The organism is Halorubrum shenae, assembly GCF_051194165.1.
Classification (GTDB): Archaea; Halobacteriota; Halobacteria; order Halobacteriales; family Haloferacaceae; genus Halorubrum.
In genome coordinates, this window is sequence record NZ_JBLZNI010000021.1 from 24019 (window position 1) to 39833 (window position 15815).

Here is a 15815-nt window from a genome sequence, read left to right on the forward strand (position 1 = left end):
AACAGTTTGCTCACCGACATGACCGTTTGGTGAGACTTCACCGCCGGTCGTAGACACATTCACCGAGTTTCAACGAATTTGGTCACGCAGTTGGAGGACCAGAGAGATGCAGAGCAGATCGCCCCGGGTGAACGAGCCCTTCGCCAAAGCGTTATCACGCTTCACGGAGAAGTACAGCTATGAGCGTGACCATCCCCGTGGTTTCGACGCCGAACGTACTCGGTGGGAAGCCGCGAGTGGAGGGAACACGCGTCGGCGTCTGCCAAGTGGGATCGCTGGTCCGTGAGCACGATTGGTCGACGGCGGCCGTTGCCGAGGAGTTCGGTCTGACAGCCGACGAGATCGACGCCGCCCTCGAGTATTACGAATCGAACCCCGACGAGATGGAAACGATCGCCGAAGAGGCGGTAGCGACTCGTGACCGACTGGACGACGTGAGTCGCACGCCGCAGTGATGCGGCTGCTCTGCGACCAGAACGTCGCACGCCGGTATATCAACGCCTGCATCCAAGCGCCCGATCTTCAGGCAGTCACCGTTCGTGATGCACTCGATCCGCGTGCGACCGATCCCGACATCGCGGCGTACGCTCGCGAGAACGGGTACGTCGTGTTGACCGCGGACGACGACTTCTTCGAGCTGTCGGAGCGATGTGGGTGTCTGTACTTCCATCAGCTCGATCAGCCGCTTGTCGGTGACGTATTAACTTCGATCCGCCGGATCGACGAGGCGTACGCCGACCGAACGGAGATCGTTGAGGTCGGCCCAGACGGGTGGACCTGAATCAATTATACGGCTCACACACCAACTCAACGCCCTCTTCGAAGCCGACCTCGGGCTCCCAGCCGGTCGCCTCGTGGAACGTCGAGTAATCGGCCATCGTGTCGTGGACGTAGCCGTCGAAGGGGCACTCGATGTACTCGGGGTCGATGTCGGTGCCGAGCGCGTCGTTGATCATGGCGACCATCTCGTTGAACGTGTACGCCTCCTCGGTGCCGACGTTGTACACGCCGGTGAGCTCGTTGTCGGCGGCGAGTTCGCAGGCGCGAGCCACGTCGGAGACGTGCGTGAAGTCGCGCGTCTGGCTGCCGTCGCCGAACAGCTCGGGCGCCTCGCCTGAGGCGATCTTGTCCGCGAACTGCGCGATCGTGTTCGCGTACTCGCCTTTATGTTCCTCGTTGCCGCCGAAGCCTTGGTAGACGGAGAAGAAGCGGAGGCCGGCCATGTTCATGTCGTGGTGGTTGGCGTAGTACTCGGCGTAGCGCTCGCGGGCGAGCTTGGAGGCCTCGTAGGCGGTGTGGGCTTCGACGTCCATCTCGACCGGGGAGGGCTCGGTGCGGCTCCCGTAGATCGAGGAGGTGGAGGCGTAGACGACGGTCTCACAGCCCTCTTGGCGGGCGCGCTCGACGGCGTTGACGAACCCCTCGACGTTGACGCGGCAGCCGCGCTGGGGGTCGTTCTCGTGCATGTTCCGTGAGGAGAGCGCGGCGAGGTGAAAGAGCACGTCGACGTCGGCGGGGAAGTCGTCGTCGAGGACGGACGCCTCGACGAACTCCACGTCGTCGTCGAGGTTCTCGGCCGTCCCGAGGTAGGTGTCGTCGACCGCGATCACGTCGTTGTCTGCCGCGAGGCGGTTCGCGAGGTTCGAGCCGATGAAGCCCGCGCCGCCCGTGACGAGGACGCGTTTGTTCTGCATGAGGGTGTGTGGTGACGGCTTCGGGATTACCGCTTCGGTTTCTCGGGAACCGGCCGGCTTCCCGCTCGGTCCGGCATCGGTTCTCGGCTCGCGCCTGACCGCGGTGCTCGGGTCCTCCCGAAGCGACGGCCGTCCTCGCAACTCGACTGCGTTAGCGTTCAAATTCATCGTTCAGAGTGCGGAGTTCGGCGGGAGGACGGCGATCGAACCTACACACTCAAACAGGACCGCCTCGGTGGGCGCTACGCACGGATCGGGCTGCCTGTCGGCGAGGAGATCCCCGAAGAGGAGTGCCGGGCCGTCTTTCGAGAGCTGTTCAGCGATGTCAGGGTTCCCGCGGAGGTCGTCGACGACCTGACGTTCGAATACTCGCCGTCGATCTGGCAGTTCGGAAGTCCAGATCGGACGGAACCGAGAGCGTGTGTGAAACAGCGCCGTTCGCGATCGGCGACCTCACCTGTCGGCGAGCTGTATCCCACGCGCGATAATGTACATCAACACGATCCCGGCGCCGACTGCGAGAACGAACTGCGAGACGACGGTCAGGAACCCGGCGAGCAGCGAGTTGCCAGCGACCAGCAGCATGATCAGAAACAAGAGAAGCGCGATCCCCCTGAATAGGACGATGAGGCCGGCAAGCGGGAATGCCTCTGCTCGGATCTGATCGAGATCCAATTCTCCGGACTCCGGGTGGATAGATATGTTGACTTAATGGTTTGTATCACGATTTGTCGGCTTCATCCCCGAGGTCAAGCCTCGGGGTATTCGCCTTGTCCGCTGATAATTGATGTGAGCGCCGTGAGCGGGACCGAGCCGCTCGTGCAGGTCACCACCGGTGCCCGCGACGAGAACGCTGCCACCGACATCGCCGAACCGGTGTGGGGCCTCATCAATCGATCCGACGAGACGGTCTAAGCGGAGCGGTTCGGCTCGTCGTGGAGCGTTTCGACGCGCTCGGTGACCCAGTCGAGAACGGCGAACAGCACCGCGAGGTGATGGTCGCCGAGCGGTGACGATTCGACTCCGCTCGCGTCCGCCGGCGGATGAACGTGACTTCTCGGAGCGTCCGTTTTCGGATGGCGATCCCACCGGCACTGAAACTGGGACGCTCCGCGCTTCTCGACGTAGTGGAAGTAGTAATCACCCGTCACGAACCAGTGGATTTCGATCCGTGCGGTGTCGACCGCGTCGGGATACGCGGTCGCATCCAGCGAAACAACGAGCGAGCGAGGAGAGAGCCGATCCGGTTCGAACCGCCACGTATCGACTAGTGGGTGTGTCTCCGCCCGCCGACCGAGCGTCTGCATCGTCGTCCGATCGAGTCGACCACCCTCCGTCGCATCGCCAGTATCGTCTTCGTCCGGCATGCGTCTCTGTGCGCGTCAGGCCGACGCCCCGAGGTCGCCACCGTCGCGCCGTCGAGTATCGGCCCGCGAGACGGCCCGCTGGTGCAGTTCGATGTCGCGTCGTACCGTGCGCCACCGCGACAGCGACTCGAGCCGATCGTGGACCGCTCCGTGGTCGCCGTCTTCGATTCGAGCGACTGCGGCAGCGTCGGGGGCCGGCGCACCGAACGACTGCTGGAGGTCCGAATCCTCTTCGAGCAGGTCGTCCAAGCGTTCGCGGAGTTCCGCCCGCGTGTGTTCGTCGGCCAGCGTTTCGACGCGTTTCCACTCGAAGTACGATTCGTTGCGTCGGTACTCCGCGGGACGGCTTCCGCGTTGAGCGACGACTCCCATCTCGGCCAGTTGGGTGAGCGCGTTTCGCGCGCCGTCGGGAGAGCAGTCCGCCCGCTCGGCGATGTCGCTCGCCTGCGCGTAGTCGGTTACGCCGGTCATCACGTCGTACACCCGCTGAAACGTGGTTCGTTCGCTCTTCCACCGACGCTGCGCCTCGAGACTCCCGTCCGATGACGGGTCTCCGGTGTCGTCGCCCGACATACCATCGAATACGTAGATGAAAGATATATATCTTTGGTAGCAGAGATTTATCTATACACTCCGGACCACGAGTTCGGGTTCGGCGGCGCGCGTCACGACCGCAGCGGCTAAACCCCGTCCCGTCGTCGACCACGGACATGTACGCAGTCGTGCTCGCGGCCGGCCGCGGGACCCGCATGCGACCGCTGACGGACCGTCGCCCGAAACCGCTCCTGCCGGTCGGCGACCGCTCGCTGCTCGAACAGGTGTTCGACACCGCGGTCGACGTCGTCGACGAGTTCGTGGTCGTGACCGGCTATCGGGGCGAGGCGATCCGCGAGCGGATCGGCGACTCGTACGGAGACCACCCGGTTCACTACGTCGAACAGACGGAGGCCCTGGGGACGGCTCACGCCGTGGCGCAGGCCGAACCCGTCGTCGACGACGACTTCCTCGTGCTCAACGGCGACGTGGTCGTGGACGCGTCGCTTCCGCGGGCGCTCGCCGACGCGGACGGGACCGCGATCGCGGCGACCGAAGTCCCGGATCCGCGGGCGTACGGCGTGCTCTCGACGGCCGACGACGGCTCGCTCGCGGGGATCGTCGAGAAGCCTGACGACCCGCCGACGACCCTCGCGAACGTCGGTTGCTACGCGTTCGAGCCCGCGGTGTTCGAGTACATCGACCGGACGCCCGAGAGCGAGCGCGGCGAGTACGAGATCACGACGACGATCGAGCTGCTGCTCGACGACGGCCACCGGATCGGCGTGGCGCCCTACGAGGGCACGTGGCTCGACGTCGGGCGGCCCTGGGAGCTGCTGGACGCCAACGAGCTGGCGCTCGCGGAGTTAGACGATGGTGTCGAAAATGCCGGGACCGTCGAGGAGGGCGTCCACCTGCACGGGCCGGTCGTCGTCGAGGAGGGGGCACGCGTCCAGTCGGGCGCCTACGTCGAGGGCCCGGCGCTGATCCGCGAGGGCGCGGCGGTCGGCCCGAACGCGTACATTCGCGGGTCGACCGTGGTCGGTCCGGGCGCGCACGTCGGCCACTCGGTCGAGGTGAAGAACTCGGTTCTCATGGCCGACGCGTCGGTCGGCCACCTCTCGTACGTCGGCGACTCGGTCCTCGGGCGGGGCGTGAACTTCGGCGCCGGCACGAACGTGGCGAATCTCCGGCACGACGACGCGAACGTCCGGATGAGCGTCAAGGGCGACCGCGTTGACACCGGGCGTCGAAAGCTCGGTGCGATCGTCGGCGACAGAGCGAAGACGGGGATCAACACGTCGCTGAACGCCGGGGTCAAACTGGGTGCAGAAGAGATGACCACCCCGGGAGAGGTGCTGACTCGCGACCGGATGTCGGAGTAACGTCGACGAGACGATCGTTCTCGGGGAAAGTGTCCTCGACACGAGCCGCGTAACTGAGCGCGAGCGATTTAAACCGCGGGCGGGCGACGGTTGCGGCATGAGCGACACTCCCGTGACCGCGGTGATCCTCGCCGCGGGCGAGGGACGCCGGTTGGAACCGCTGACGAACCGGCGCCCGAAGCCGATGGTGCCCGTGGCGAACCGCCCGCTGCTCGAACACGTCGTCGAGGCCGTCGCGGCGGCCGGCATCGATCGGATCGTCCTCGTCGTCGGGTACAGACAGGAGCGGATCCGGAACCACTTCGGCGACGGCGACGACTGGGACGTGACGATCGAGTACGTCGAGCAGTCGACGCAGCTCGGGACCGGCCACGCGGTGTTGCAGGCCGAGCCGGTCGTCGATAACCCCTTCGTGGTCCTCAACGGTGACCGGATCGTCAATCCCGAGGCCGTCTCCGCCGTGCGCGATCGCCTCAGCGACGGCGACGCGCCGCTGGTGACCGTCACCGCCGTGGAGACGCCTCGCGACTACGGCGTCGTCAAGCTCGACGGCGACCGCGTCACGGAGATCGACGAGAAGCCGGAGGGGCCGGTCGACACCAACCGTATCAACGCCGGCGTCTACGGCTTCACGCCCGCGATGTTCGACGCGATCCGAGCGACGAACACGAGCGGGGAGCTGGCGATCACGGCGACGCTGAACGACCTGGCCGAGCGGGACGAGGTGACTAGCGTGGGCTACGACGGGCGATGGCTCGACGTGTCGAACCTCTGGGACGTGCTCTCGGTCAACGCGGCGCTGATCCACGACAGCGACCACGCCCGCCAAGCGCCCGCGACAGCCCAGCGCGTCGGCGACACCGTGACCGTCGCGAACGACGTCGTCCTCGCCGGAAACGTGCGCGTCGGGCCGAACGCCACGCTGAGCGGGGCGACGGCGATCGGCAGCAACGTCACGGTCGCGGCTAACGCGGTCGTCGAGAACAGCGTGGTGTTCCCCGATGCGGTCATCGGGCCGGGGGCGGTCGTCCGGGACGCCGTCATCGCCGGGAACGCGCAGATCGGACCGAACGCGACGATAGTCGGCGGAGAAGCAACGGTCGTCGTCGGCGACGCCGTCCACCGCGACGTGACACTCGGCGGTGTCGTCGGGGACAACGCGTCGATCGGGGGCGGCGCGACGCTCACCGACGGCGCTGTGGTTGGAGACGACGTACAGGCCGACGCCGGCGTCGTGATCGACGGGCGCGTTGAATCTGGTGCGGCCGTCCGGAGGGGATAATCATGTGTGGAATTATCGGCTACATCGGCGAGCTGCACGCGACTGACGGCGGCGTCGCCAGTGAGACGGCAGACGGGGACGCCCCCGGGAGCGTCGGCGAGATCGTGCATCGCGGCCTTAAAAACCTCGAGTACCGCGGGTACGACTCCGCGGGCGTCGCGCTCGTGGGTCCGACGAGCGGGCTCACCGTGGAAAAGCGATCGGGCGAGGTCGACGCACTGACGGTGCCCGACGTGCCGGACGCCAGCCTCGGCGTCGGTCACACGCGCTGGAGCACGCACGGGCCGCCGACGGACGCGAACGCACACCCGCACACGGACTGCGTCGGCGACGTGGCGGTCGTTCACAACGGGATCGTCGAGAACTACGAGACGCTCAAAGCGGAGCTTGCGGACCACGAGTTCACGAGCGAGACGGACACCGAAGTCATTCCGCACCTGATCGAAGAGGAGCTCGCCGCCGATTCCGACGCCGACCTCCTCGACGCGGTCCGGCGCGTCGAGGACCGGCTGGAGGGGAGCTACGCGATCTGTGCGGTCCGCGAGGGCGACGACCGGATCGTCGTGGCGCGCCGCGGGAGCCCGCTCGTGTTGGGCCGCGGCGAGGACGCGTCGTTCGTCGCCAGCGACGTGACCGCCTTTCTAGAGCACACCCGCGACGTGACGTACCTACAGGACGGCGACGTGGCCGCGCTCTCACCCGACGGCGTCGAGATATTCGCCAGCGGGGAGCCGGTCGAGCGCGAGATCGAAACCGTGACGTGGGAGGCCGACGCCGCCGAGAAGGGCGGGTATAAACATTACATGCGCAAGGAAATCCACGAGCAGCCGACCGCGCTCCGTCAGACGCTCGCGGGGCGGCTGGACGTGGACGCCGGGGACGTGGATCTGGACGTCTCGTTCCCGCCGGGCTTTCTCGCGGACGTCGAGGAGATCCGGATCGTCGCCTGCGGGACCTCCTACTACGCGGGGCGATATGCGGCGCAGCTGTTCGAGGAGCTCGCGAGGGTGCGCGCGACCGTCGAGATCGCCAGCGAGTACGAGTTCGGCGCGGGGCGAACGCCCGACCGCACGCTGGTGGTCGCGGTCACACAGAGCGGGGAGACCGCCGACACGCTCGGGGCGGTGCGGCGCGCGAACGCCGCCGGTGCGCGGACGTTCGCCGTGACGAACACCCTCGGAAGCACGGTGACGCGGGAGGTCGACGGGACGGCCTTTATCCGGGCCGGCCCGGAGATCGGCGTGGCCGCGACGAAGACGTTCGCCTCGCAGGTGGCGACGCTCGCGATGCTCGCGGTGGCCGTGGGCCGGGATCGCGGGGCCTTAGCGGCGGCGGACGCGCGGTCGGTGTTGGAGGATTTACAGGGGCTGCCGGGCGCGGTCCAGCAGGTGCTCGACGAGGAGCGGCAGGTGCGGGAGGCCGCCCGCGAGTTCCAGGACAGCGAAGCGTTCTTTTTCGTCGGGCGCGCGCTGGGGGTGCCCGTGGCCTTAGAGGGCGCGTTGAAGCTCAAGGAGATCTCGTACGACCACGCCGAGGGGTTCGCCGCGGGCGAGCTCAAGCACGGACCCTTAGCGTTGGTGACACCCGATACGCCCGTGTTGGCGGTGTTGACCGACGGCGCTCGAGCCAACGAGACGATGAACAACGTCACCGAGGCGCAGACGCGCGGCGCGCCGGCGCTCGGGTGTGTGTCCACGGGTGAGGAGTACGACACGCTGGACGTGTCGTTCGACGTGCCCGATGTGGGTATCGTCGAGCCGCTGGTGGCGAACGTATACCTGCAGTTGTTCGCGTACCACGTGGCGAACGAGAAAGGTCGGCCGATCGACAAGCCGCGGAACCTGGCGAAGAGTGTTACCGTGGAGTAAGTCTGTCTCCGTAAGGTCAGGGGGATCACCTTCGGAACACATGGACGAAAGCCAGCTATCCGCGATTACGCGGCTGTATGCCGACGAGGCGAAGGCATCGTTCAGTGCGTCGAACCCACACCATCGCGACTGGCGTCCCCGTTGTGATGCGCCTAGAACACGGCGGTGTCGATAAAAACGCTCATCTGTACAGAATATCGTCGATATCCTCTTCGCACGTTTCGACACCTGAATTGAATCGTCCTTTGTTGAATCGTTCTATCTCTGCTTCAGTCAGCTTCGAATTTCTATCGCAAAACGAATCAACGAACTCGGAGCGTGAGTCGATGACCGTGTCGATCAACTCCGACAAGAGTTCTTGCTGTGTAACCTTCTTCCCGGTCTTCAGCTGGATTTCCGCCTGAAGCTCTTCGAGTTTCGATTTCGCCTCATCGTCTATTTTCACGACCGTCGACATAGGAGAGGGTTACACCTACAACGTAGTTAATTTGTTTACCAGCCCGGAAATCGGCTTCAGTGACTAGTTCCGGGTCTCATCCGTCCGATCCCGTTGTCAGTTCTTTTTGCAGTTCGGATGCTGCCCGCTCGAACTGGTCCGCGAGAAACGGCGTCCCCGACTCCACTCGTTCCTCGAGGAAGGCAACGGCGTCCGTGGCTCCGTCGGCCTGATGGTTCACGGCCGCGGCGCAGTCGACGTACCCGTCGAGCGCTCGTGTGAACGCCTGGGAGAAGTGATCGTACGCACCGTCGACGCGCTCCATGTTGTCGTCGAGCGATTCGACGAGCGCCCGGTAGACCGCGGCCGTCGACGCGTGCCGGCCCTCCTCGCGGTAGTCGGTCGTAAGGTCGAACCACTCCGAGAAGTCGATCGGCTCGAAGACGACGTAGTACTCGGGATTCGTCTCCTCGAACCGCCGATCGACGGCGGCGCGGAGCGCGGCGTCGGTCGCCAGCGTGTCGCGAAGGAACCCCCGCAGGGCGTCGGGGTCGGCGGCGTCGAGCGCGACGTCGATTCGGTCGCCTTCGTCCGCCGGGACGTCGTCGAGACACCGAAGCAGCACGGCGACGACGTGCTTGCACGCTCCCGGTCCGTCGTACGGACAATTACACCACGGGTCGAACCCGTCGGCGGCGAGGTCGACGCGAACGTCGTACTGGCGGCTCCCGCTCACGACGGCGCTCACGGTGGTGTCGACGCGATTGATTTCACGGATACGGTTCTCGGCGAGGTAGGTCTCGCCGCGCTCGAAGACCGCGTCCGTGCAGATGTCTCGGACCCCGTCCTCGGTCACGTCCATGATCGCGAGTAGCGTTCCGTCGCTACCTCGAAAAGGTTGCGCTTGGATCGACAGAAGCTACCTCGATCGGCGTCGGATTACTGAACTCGATTTTAAACCCTTCTCGGTTGGGCTGAGCCAGACGACCAGACGCTTCCCCCCTCCCCGAAAGAGTTCACGGTGGGTTTCGACCAGCATTGAGCGGCGCATACGAGTCCGTGTGGTAGGCGACCCGCCAGAGTTTGAGGACTGCGCGAGTGACCAACGCTTCGAGAGATTGTCTGATACAGGACTCTTCGACCTCGTCTGGGTCTGAGCTCACAGTCGGCGGCGGGTGATAGTGTTCGAGTCCACTGACGTTGATGTAGTCTTCCGCATGTGGATGCTTTCCCCACCGGAAATCCACTGCCTCCGTGTCGGTGTAATGAAACTTGTAGTCGGCCCGTGTCGTCCACTGGATGTCAATCCGAGCCTTGTCGGCCGCACAGAGCCCGTCGTCAAGCACAACTTCGAGGACAGACGGATGGAGGTAGTTATCGAGTTCGGCTGTCGCAAGCGGCTCCATTTCCTCTACAACGTCGCGGATCGTTAGGAGTGCCGGCCGATCCGTCGCTCCGCGAAGCGTATGGGATTCCGCTTGATCTGGAGACTCTTCCATCGCTCAGGCCGGGACGTTCTCGTCAGTCGAACGACGGTCACCGTCGACGAACTGCTCGGCGTTGCCGATCGAGAGGGCAGCGTTCGCGAATGCGAGGTTCCGACGGAGCGTCTTCCACTCACGAATCCGCTCTGGATCAATCTCGTCCGGCTGCGACCCAGACTCGGCGAGAGCCTGGTTCGTTTGGTTGACGGCTAATTCTTCAGGGGAATCGACATCGAACTCAGCCTGATACTCGGAGAGCTGCTCGCGCATCTCCTGGATACGTGTGGCTAGTTCGTCAGTCGAGACGTTCGCAAGGATATCTGCAGCCTGTTCAACGACGAGCGATTCGGCTGAGCGGCGATAGAGCGTGCTGCCGTGCTCTCCGGGTGTCGTCTCGACGAATCCCTCGTCCGCGAGTGTGTTCAGGTGTTTTCGGGCGGTCTTCGGAGCGGTCCGTGCATCGTCAGCGACCGCATCAGCTGACACCGGGCTGTACCTATGTCTAATGACGTGTCGAATGCGCTCGTAGGGCGTCGTTTCGGACTCCCATTCCGCTCCGACCGCCTCATTAACATCTGTAAACTCCTCTGGTGGGCGTCGGTCGTTCATGCAGGTACATACAAACTAGAGGAAAATAGTATTTTGGTGCAGTTTTATATTCTTTTAGTAGCTCTCGGACACCCCTCATTTCGTCTGTTCTCCCGTATTGAACTCGTGTGATATGCTTCGATCGAATTCGGTCAGCATGGGAAGAACAAGCTAGACACACACCAGTTTCGCAGGTGAAACTGGGACGAGTGGGCCCGAAGAATTGACTTCACTTGCAAAGGTGGAGTGTTTCTCGGCTTTGGACAACGTGTCACCCAAGAGTGAGAGAGTACTTTATTTTCAAAGAATACGACACTCCACCGCCGATCGACAGCGGTCTCGAGGTCTCGGACACCCCTCATTTCGTCTGTTCTGGTCTCTACAGTGAGTGGTGACTCCGTCTCACTCGAATCACACCCCTCGTTTCGTCTGTTCTTCCGTTTGAAAACGGACTACGGCTGATTCTCGATCGACTCGCGTGTCTCCAAGATGATTTCGGGATCTAGCGCGAGTTCGTATCGGTAGTGAACACCACCTGCGCGTCCCTCGTTCTGTTCGGTCCGTTCGAGAAACCCGAGCATCGTGAGATCCGCGAGATGGTTCTGGATACTTTTTAAGGTGGTCAGCGGATCATGACCCCAGTTTCGTGCGACGCGTTCGTACGCCGCCTGAATTTCTTTTGACCGTGCAGGAACATCCCCATTCACTTCGATCCGTGCGAGCGACTCTAAGATGAGCTGCCCGTGCATGGTCTGGTCGCGCAGCTTGTCTTGGACACGACCTCGCTGGACACGCGCCGCAGCCACCCCGATATGGTCGTCGGTGATCGCCGTCGCTCCCTGTTCTTCGGCGACATCGCCGCCCTCGCGGAGGAGGTCAATCGCCTGCCGTGCGCTTCCGGTATCTTTCGCGGCCTTCGCGGCTGCGAGCCTAATAGCGGAGTCTTCACATGCCCCATCAACAAGTGCCTTCTCAGCTCTAGCGGTGAGGATCGACTGGAGTTCATCTGCATCGTACGGCGAAAAGGCCAGTTCTTTCTCCATCAGTGTGTCTTTGACTTTGGGACTCAGCGACGAGCGAAACGTGTAATTATTGCTGATCCCGATCACACCAACTCGGGAAGCGTCAAGATGACCGTTTGCTCGGGCGCGCGGGAGCTCGTACAGTAGTGTATCAGGGTCAGAAAGGTGGTCGATTTCGTCAAGAATGAACAGAAATGTACCGCCACGCGTCTCCATTTCCTCGTACAACGTTTCGAGGGCGTGCGACGTTGAAAGGCCGGTTTCCGGAAATTTCTCTCCGGCATCTCCACGGATACTATTTATAAGCGATCGAACCGTTCTGTAGACGCTGTCGTCGTTGCAGTTCCGGAAATGAACGTGGAGTTCCTCGGCTTCGTCCCGTCGTTGTACTTCCGTCTGGAGGGCACTCATCATGTACTCCGTGACTGCAGTCTTTCCGACGCCTGTTTTCCCATAGATGAACACGTTTGCGGGGTTTCGGCCGAAAAGCACGTCTTTGAGTGCCGATCGATACGCGTCAATCTCGTCGTCTCGTTCGACGATAACATCCGGACGATACTCCTCCGAGAGGATAGATTTGTCCTTAAAAAGGGTTTCAGTCATCTCCGTGAAAAGATCTTCAGACATCGTTGATATTTTGAGTAACACTACTTACTAACTTAAAAGTGGCGTTCATCTGTTTACTTTGTTTCGCTTGTTTTGTCGCTGCGGCCGATCGAGAGATCAGTACTCGGAATGTGTGGCACAGAACAGACGAAACGAGGGGTGTGGCCGATAGCTCATTGTGGCGTACCCATCGGTCTGCTGAGAGAACAGACGAAACGAGGGGTGTGAACCCGACGTGCTCTAGCCCCCGGTTGCCAGCGTGGACAACAGACGAAATGAGGGGTGCGTCTCGGTTCAGCGGTCAACCAATCAATCGTCGACCACGGTCTGTCGGAGAGCTCGTACTCGCCGCGGTCGAAGGGCTGAATGAGGTAACAGGCGTGGAAGATGGCCGGCATGAGCGTGTAGACCGGGACGCCTCCTCGTAAGGGACCTCCCTTTACGAGGAACGCGACGTCGACGCGGGCCTCCTGCTGGCAGCTGGCTCCATCAGCGAGGCTGCCGCGAAAATTAGTTGCATAGAGTTACCACTAAGAAACAGTAGTCTTTTGCTTGTAACTCACCGATATCAGATAACTAGATATGCCCACGGATTCCGAATCACTCTCCTATCGAGAGAAACTTCGTGCTCTCCGTCGCGTCGCAGAATATCGTCCGGGGTTTACGTTTGGCCTCGTCTGTTTCGGCGCTGTCGTTGCGTTTCTTGAGGGGATTGGACTTAGTTTCATTTACCCGATCATCGAAATTGCACGATCGGAGGATCCCACCTCAGTAAGTGGCCCGGTGATGGAAACATTCGTTGCGACGTACCAGTTCTTCAATATCCCGTTCTCACTCGGGTACCTGATCATCGGTGTCGCGCTCGTGATGATACTCCGGTACTCAATGTCCTTTTTAGCGCAGTGGTTTGCGGCGGTGCTTGCGAAGCAGTACGAGAAACACCTTAGAACTCAGGCGTTCGACGGAGCTCTCGGAGCGGAAGTCGGATACTACGACGAGGCGGGATCCGACGACATACTCAATGCCATTATTACGGAAACACGGTACTCCGCCCTGACCATTAAAAAGGGCGTTAAGACGCTCGAAACGCTGTTTCTGGTATTAATGTATCTCTCTGTGATGTTTTACGTTACGCCATCGATGACGGTCATCGCGGTGGTGTTGCTGGGCGGAATCACTATTTTGCTTCGCGTCGTGATCGAACCCGCTGTCACCGTTGGTTCACGGGTCGCAGATGCGAACGAGCGCGTTCAAGAAACGGTGCAGGCGGGGACACAAGGGATCCGTGACGTGAAGCTGTTCGGACTGCGGTCAGAGGTGTTTTCGACGTTCTCCGAGTCGATCGATCAGTATGCCAGTTCAGAGGTCGACCTAAGTCGAAATCAAGCCGCGATCAAGAATTTATTCGAGCTGTCGGCTGCAATCACTATCTTTGCGCTGATTTACGTCGGATTCACGTTCACAGGACTCGCGCTCGGCGAGTTAGGTATTTTCCTGATCGCGATGTTCCAGCTCGCGCCGCGAGTGAGCACACTGAATCGCTTGGTGTACGCAGTCGAAGGCTATCTATCACACCTCGTCCGGACACATACCTTCTTGGACGAGTTCGATCGGCGACAAGAGGAGAGCGGGGACCAATCTGTCGACCACGTATCTCTCATTGAGTTCGACGACGTACATCTCTCGTACGACGACGAAGAGGAGGTACTTCGTGGACTTTCCTTCGAGGTGAGCAAAGACGAGTTCATCGCATTCGTCGGACAGTCCGGAGCCGGTAAGTCGACGATCGTCTCTCTGCTCGCGCGGATGTACGACCCAGACGGCGGAACGATCCGGGCAGACGGAGTATCGATCGAAGAATACGACATCGAGGAGTGGCGTGAGCGTATCGCAGTGGTCCGTCAACAGCCGTACATCTTCACCGACACATTAGAGAACAACGTGACGATTGGGAACCGGGATGCCTCGCGTCGCGACGTCGAACGCGTCTGTGAGATCGCACGCGTCGACGAGTTCGTCGACGACCTCCCCAACGGATACGACTCGCAACTGGGTGACGACGGAGTTCGACTCTCTGGAGGACAGCGACAGCGCGTGGCGCTGGCTCGCGCGCTGTTGAAAGACGCGGATTTCCTCGTGTTGGATGAGGCAACGAGCGATCTGGACTCCACGCTTGAAAGTGAAGTCCAAGCGGCGATCGAGTCGATGGAGCAAGAGTACGGGATCATTGCGATCGCACACCGTCTTTCGACGGTGAAAAATGCGGACCAGATTTATGCGGTTGAGAAAGGGAGAGTTATTGAGCAAGGAACTCATCAACAATTAATTAGCTGTGATGGAAAATACTCCCAATTGTACTCTATGCAGTCTGAATGACAACTGAGTTATTAACCGGTTACGGTCTAATTTAGTAGCTCCTCAGCTGCCGTTCGTTCATCGAGGACTGTTGTGGTGACATCCTGAAGATATTCAAGAACTTATCGACACGCCCAAGAGACAATTTGGCGGTCGCGTTAAGTTTGGCGTGAATTGTGGTAGACGGCGAGGGCTTCGAGCCAGTTTTGAGCTGTCTCTAACGCGACATTGCTAAAACTATTCGCAAACGATGATTTTCGTCGTTCTATTTCCCAAAAGACACGTTCGATGGCATTCCGATTTCCATGACGAATCACTCGAAATCGATAGCCGTCTTCAGCAAGGACTGATCCGAGATAGTCTGCGTCATCGACGAGAAATTCGACGTTATTCAGCTGGTAGCGCCGGTGTAGCTCGGTCAGAAACCACCGCGTTGTCTGTTTATTTGCGGTCGGATAGAGACTCACGTGGAGGATCTCGTTCGTCTGTGGATCAACCGCGCCGTACAGCCAGAACTTCTGGCCGTGGAGGCGGATCATCTTTTCGTCAACCGCGAGTTGATCCTCTGAGACGGTCGAGATCGGCTGAAGATCGGCTTTATGAACCCAATTGTGAATAGCGACGTGACTCCGATCGATCCCAAACCTTTCGAGATGCTTACTTACCTCGCGTAGTGACATACCAGCTAAGTGACAGCGGATCCCTACTTCAATCGCCCAGCGCGGCGTCCGATCTCGCTCCACAAATGACAAGTCGATCCACGCGATACTCTCGCTGAGGCGTTCGATTTCGGTCATAGACACTCTGAAGTCGAGCGCCTCATCCTCTAACTTAACGCGACCAATTTGGCGGGATTAACATTTTAGTTAATAATGCGGCATTTGAGACAAATACGACCTCAGACGATATCGACCTCGAGACGTGGAATGCGATTCTTGAAATCGACTTTCGAGCTTATTGGCTGACTGCAAAGTAGGCATACCCCGGAGTAGTGGCAAGTAACCAAGGAGTGATTGTCAACATCGGATCAAACTACGCGGTCGCTACGTAGCGGAGGGAGCTCCCGTACAACGCGATTAAGGGCTGTGTTGAATCGCTGTAAGGCGTGGAGATTCACTGTCGGTACTTCACGAACGACGTAATCAGTCGGATTGATCCGTTGCATTGACCGGTAGAAAGTGTCTGGATCAGGAT

General features: G+C 61.0%; 17 protein-coding genes and 1 pseudogene. 7 read left to right on the forward strand and 11 right to left on the reverse strand.

Annotated elements, in window-relative coordinates:
- Positions 1–179: 179 nt before the first annotated feature.
- Together ACNS88_RS15940 and ACNS88_RS15945 are read left to right on the forward strand one after the other, a co-directional pair.
- Positions 180–455 carry a DUF433 domain-containing protein gene (locus ACNS88_RS15940; protein WP_435099741.1) on the forward strand — a complete coding sequence of 92 codons (276 nt, stop codon included), beginning with the start codon at positions 180–182 and terminating at the stop codon, positions 453–455.
- Entirely contained in the window at positions 455–781 is a 327-nt protein-coding gene (locus tag ACNS88_RS15945; RefSeq protein ID WP_435099744.1) for a DUF5615 family PIN-like protein, read from the forward strand. The genes ACNS88_RS15940 and ACNS88_RS15945 overlap by 1 nt, the downstream gene beginning before the upstream one ends.
- Position 782: 1 nt before the next feature.
- Here ACNS88_RS15945 and ACNS88_RS15950 read toward each other — a convergent pair whose 3' ends face one another.
- Positions 783–1694 carry an NAD-dependent epimerase/dehydratase family protein gene (locus tag ACNS88_RS15950; RefSeq protein ID WP_435099747.1) on the reverse strand — a complete coding sequence of 304 codons (912 nt, stop codon included), beginning with the start codon at positions 1692–1694 and terminating at the stop codon, positions 783–785.
- Positions 1695–2147: 453 nt separating this feature from the next.
- A complete protein-coding gene (locus tag ACNS88_RS15955; protein ID WP_435099750.1) occupies positions 2148–2369 on the reverse strand; it encodes a hypothetical protein in 222 nt (73 codons plus the stop codon).
- Between the two features lie 114 nt (positions 2370–2483).
- Between ACNS88_RS15955 and ACNS88_RS15960 the strand changes: the two genes are divergently transcribed.
- A complete protein-coding gene (locus tag ACNS88_RS15960; protein ID WP_435099753.1) occupies positions 2484–2609 on the forward strand; it encodes a hypothetical protein in 126 nt (41 codons plus the stop codon).
- Here the strand turns inward: ACNS88_RS15960 and ACNS88_RS15965 are convergent.
- Together ACNS88_RS15965 and ACNS88_RS15970 are read right to left on the reverse strand one after the other, a co-directional pair.
- The gene (locus ACNS88_RS15965) at positions 2606–3061 is read right to left on the reverse strand and encodes a toxin-antitoxin system TumE family protein (RefSeq protein WP_435099756.1); all 456 of its coding nucleotides are present in this window, start codon (positions 3059–3061) and stop codon (positions 2606–2608) included. The genes ACNS88_RS15960 and ACNS88_RS15965 overlap by 4 nt on opposite strands.
- Before the next feature lie 15 nt (positions 3062–3076).
- Entirely contained in the window at positions 3077–3634 is a 558-nt protein-coding gene (locus ACNS88_RS15970; protein WP_435099759.1) for a DUF7342 family protein, read from the reverse strand.
- A 137-nt stretch (positions 3635–3771) separates the two neighbouring features.
- Here ACNS88_RS15970 and glmU point away from each other — a divergent pair, with 137 nt between their 5' ends.
- The 3 genes from glmU to glmS all read left to right on the forward strand — a co-directional run bounded on the left by glmU (position 3772) and on the right by glmS (position 8130).
- Positions 3772–4980: a bifunctional sugar-1-phosphate nucleotidylyltransferase/acetyltransferase gene (gene glmU / locus ACNS88_RS15975; RefSeq protein ID WP_435099762.1), complete on the forward strand. Its 1209-nt coding sequence runs from the start codon at positions 3772–3774 to the stop codon at positions 4978–4980.
- A gap of 97 nt (positions 4981–5077) precedes the next feature.
- The gene (locus ACNS88_RS15980) at positions 5078–6262 is read left to right on the forward strand and encodes a sugar phosphate nucleotidyltransferase (protein ID WP_435099765.1); all 1185 of its coding nucleotides are present in this window, start codon (positions 5078–5080) and stop codon (positions 6260–6262) included.
- A 2-nt stretch (positions 6263–6264) separates the two neighbouring features.
- Complete coding sequence (gene glmS / locus ACNS88_RS15985; RefSeq protein WP_435099768.1) at positions 6265–8130, forward strand: glutamine--fructose-6-phosphate transaminase (isomerizing); 1866 nt, start codon at positions 6265–6267, stop codon at positions 8128–8130.
- A gap of 181 nt (positions 8131–8311) precedes the next feature.
- Here glmS and ACNS88_RS15990 read toward each other — a convergent pair whose 3' ends face one another.
- From ACNS88_RS15990 to ACNS88_RS16015, 6 genes and pseudogenes are all read right to left on the reverse strand, one after another.
- A complete protein-coding gene (locus tag ACNS88_RS15990; protein ID WP_435099771.1) occupies positions 8312–8587 on the reverse strand; it encodes a hypothetical protein in 276 nt (91 codons plus the stop codon).
- 76 nt (positions 8588–8663) lie between these two features.
- Positions 8664–9428: an SWIM zinc finger family protein gene (locus ACNS88_RS15995; RefSeq protein ID WP_435099774.1), complete on the reverse strand. Its 765-nt coding sequence runs from the start codon at positions 9426–9428 to the stop codon at positions 8664–8666.
- 154 nt (positions 9429–9582) lie between these two features.
- The gene (locus ACNS88_RS16000) at positions 9583–10065 is read right to left on the reverse strand and encodes a toxin-antitoxin system TumE family protein (RefSeq protein WP_435099777.1); all 483 of its coding nucleotides are present in this window, start codon (positions 10063–10065) and stop codon (positions 9583–9585) included.
- A gap of 3 nt (positions 10066–10068) precedes the next feature.
- Positions 10069–10659, reverse strand: a complete 591-nt coding sequence (locus tag ACNS88_RS16005) for a DUF7342 family protein (RefSeq protein WP_435099780.1) — start codon at positions 10657–10659, stop codon at positions 10069–10071.
- A 431-nt stretch (positions 10660–11090) separates the two neighbouring features.
- Positions 11091–12287, reverse strand: coding sequence for an orc1/cdc6 family replication initiation protein (locus tag ACNS88_RS16010; RefSeq protein ID WP_435099783.1), 1197 nt, complete (start codon positions 12285–12287; stop codon positions 11091–11093).
- 308 nt (positions 12288–12595) lie between these two features.
- A pseudogene (locus ACNS88_RS16015) lies at positions 12596–12775 on the reverse strand (UTP--glucose-1-phosphate uridylyltransferase); the annotation flags it as partial.
- Between the two features lie 73 nt (positions 12776–12848).
- Here ACNS88_RS16015 and ACNS88_RS16020 point away from each other — a divergent pair.
- Positions 12849–14642: an ABC transporter ATP-binding protein gene (locus tag ACNS88_RS16020; protein ID WP_435099786.1), complete on the forward strand. Its 1794-nt coding sequence runs from the start codon at positions 12849–12851 to the stop codon at positions 14640–14642.
- 137 nt (positions 14643–14779) lie between these two features.
- On the opposite strand, the gene ACNS88_RS16025 is transcribed toward ACNS88_RS16020, so the two are convergent.
- Positions 14780–15418, reverse strand: coding sequence for an IS6 family transposase (locus ACNS88_RS16025; protein ID WP_435099788.1), 639 nt, complete (start codon positions 15416–15418; stop codon positions 14780–14782).
- Positions 15419–15815 lie beyond the last annotated feature (397 nt).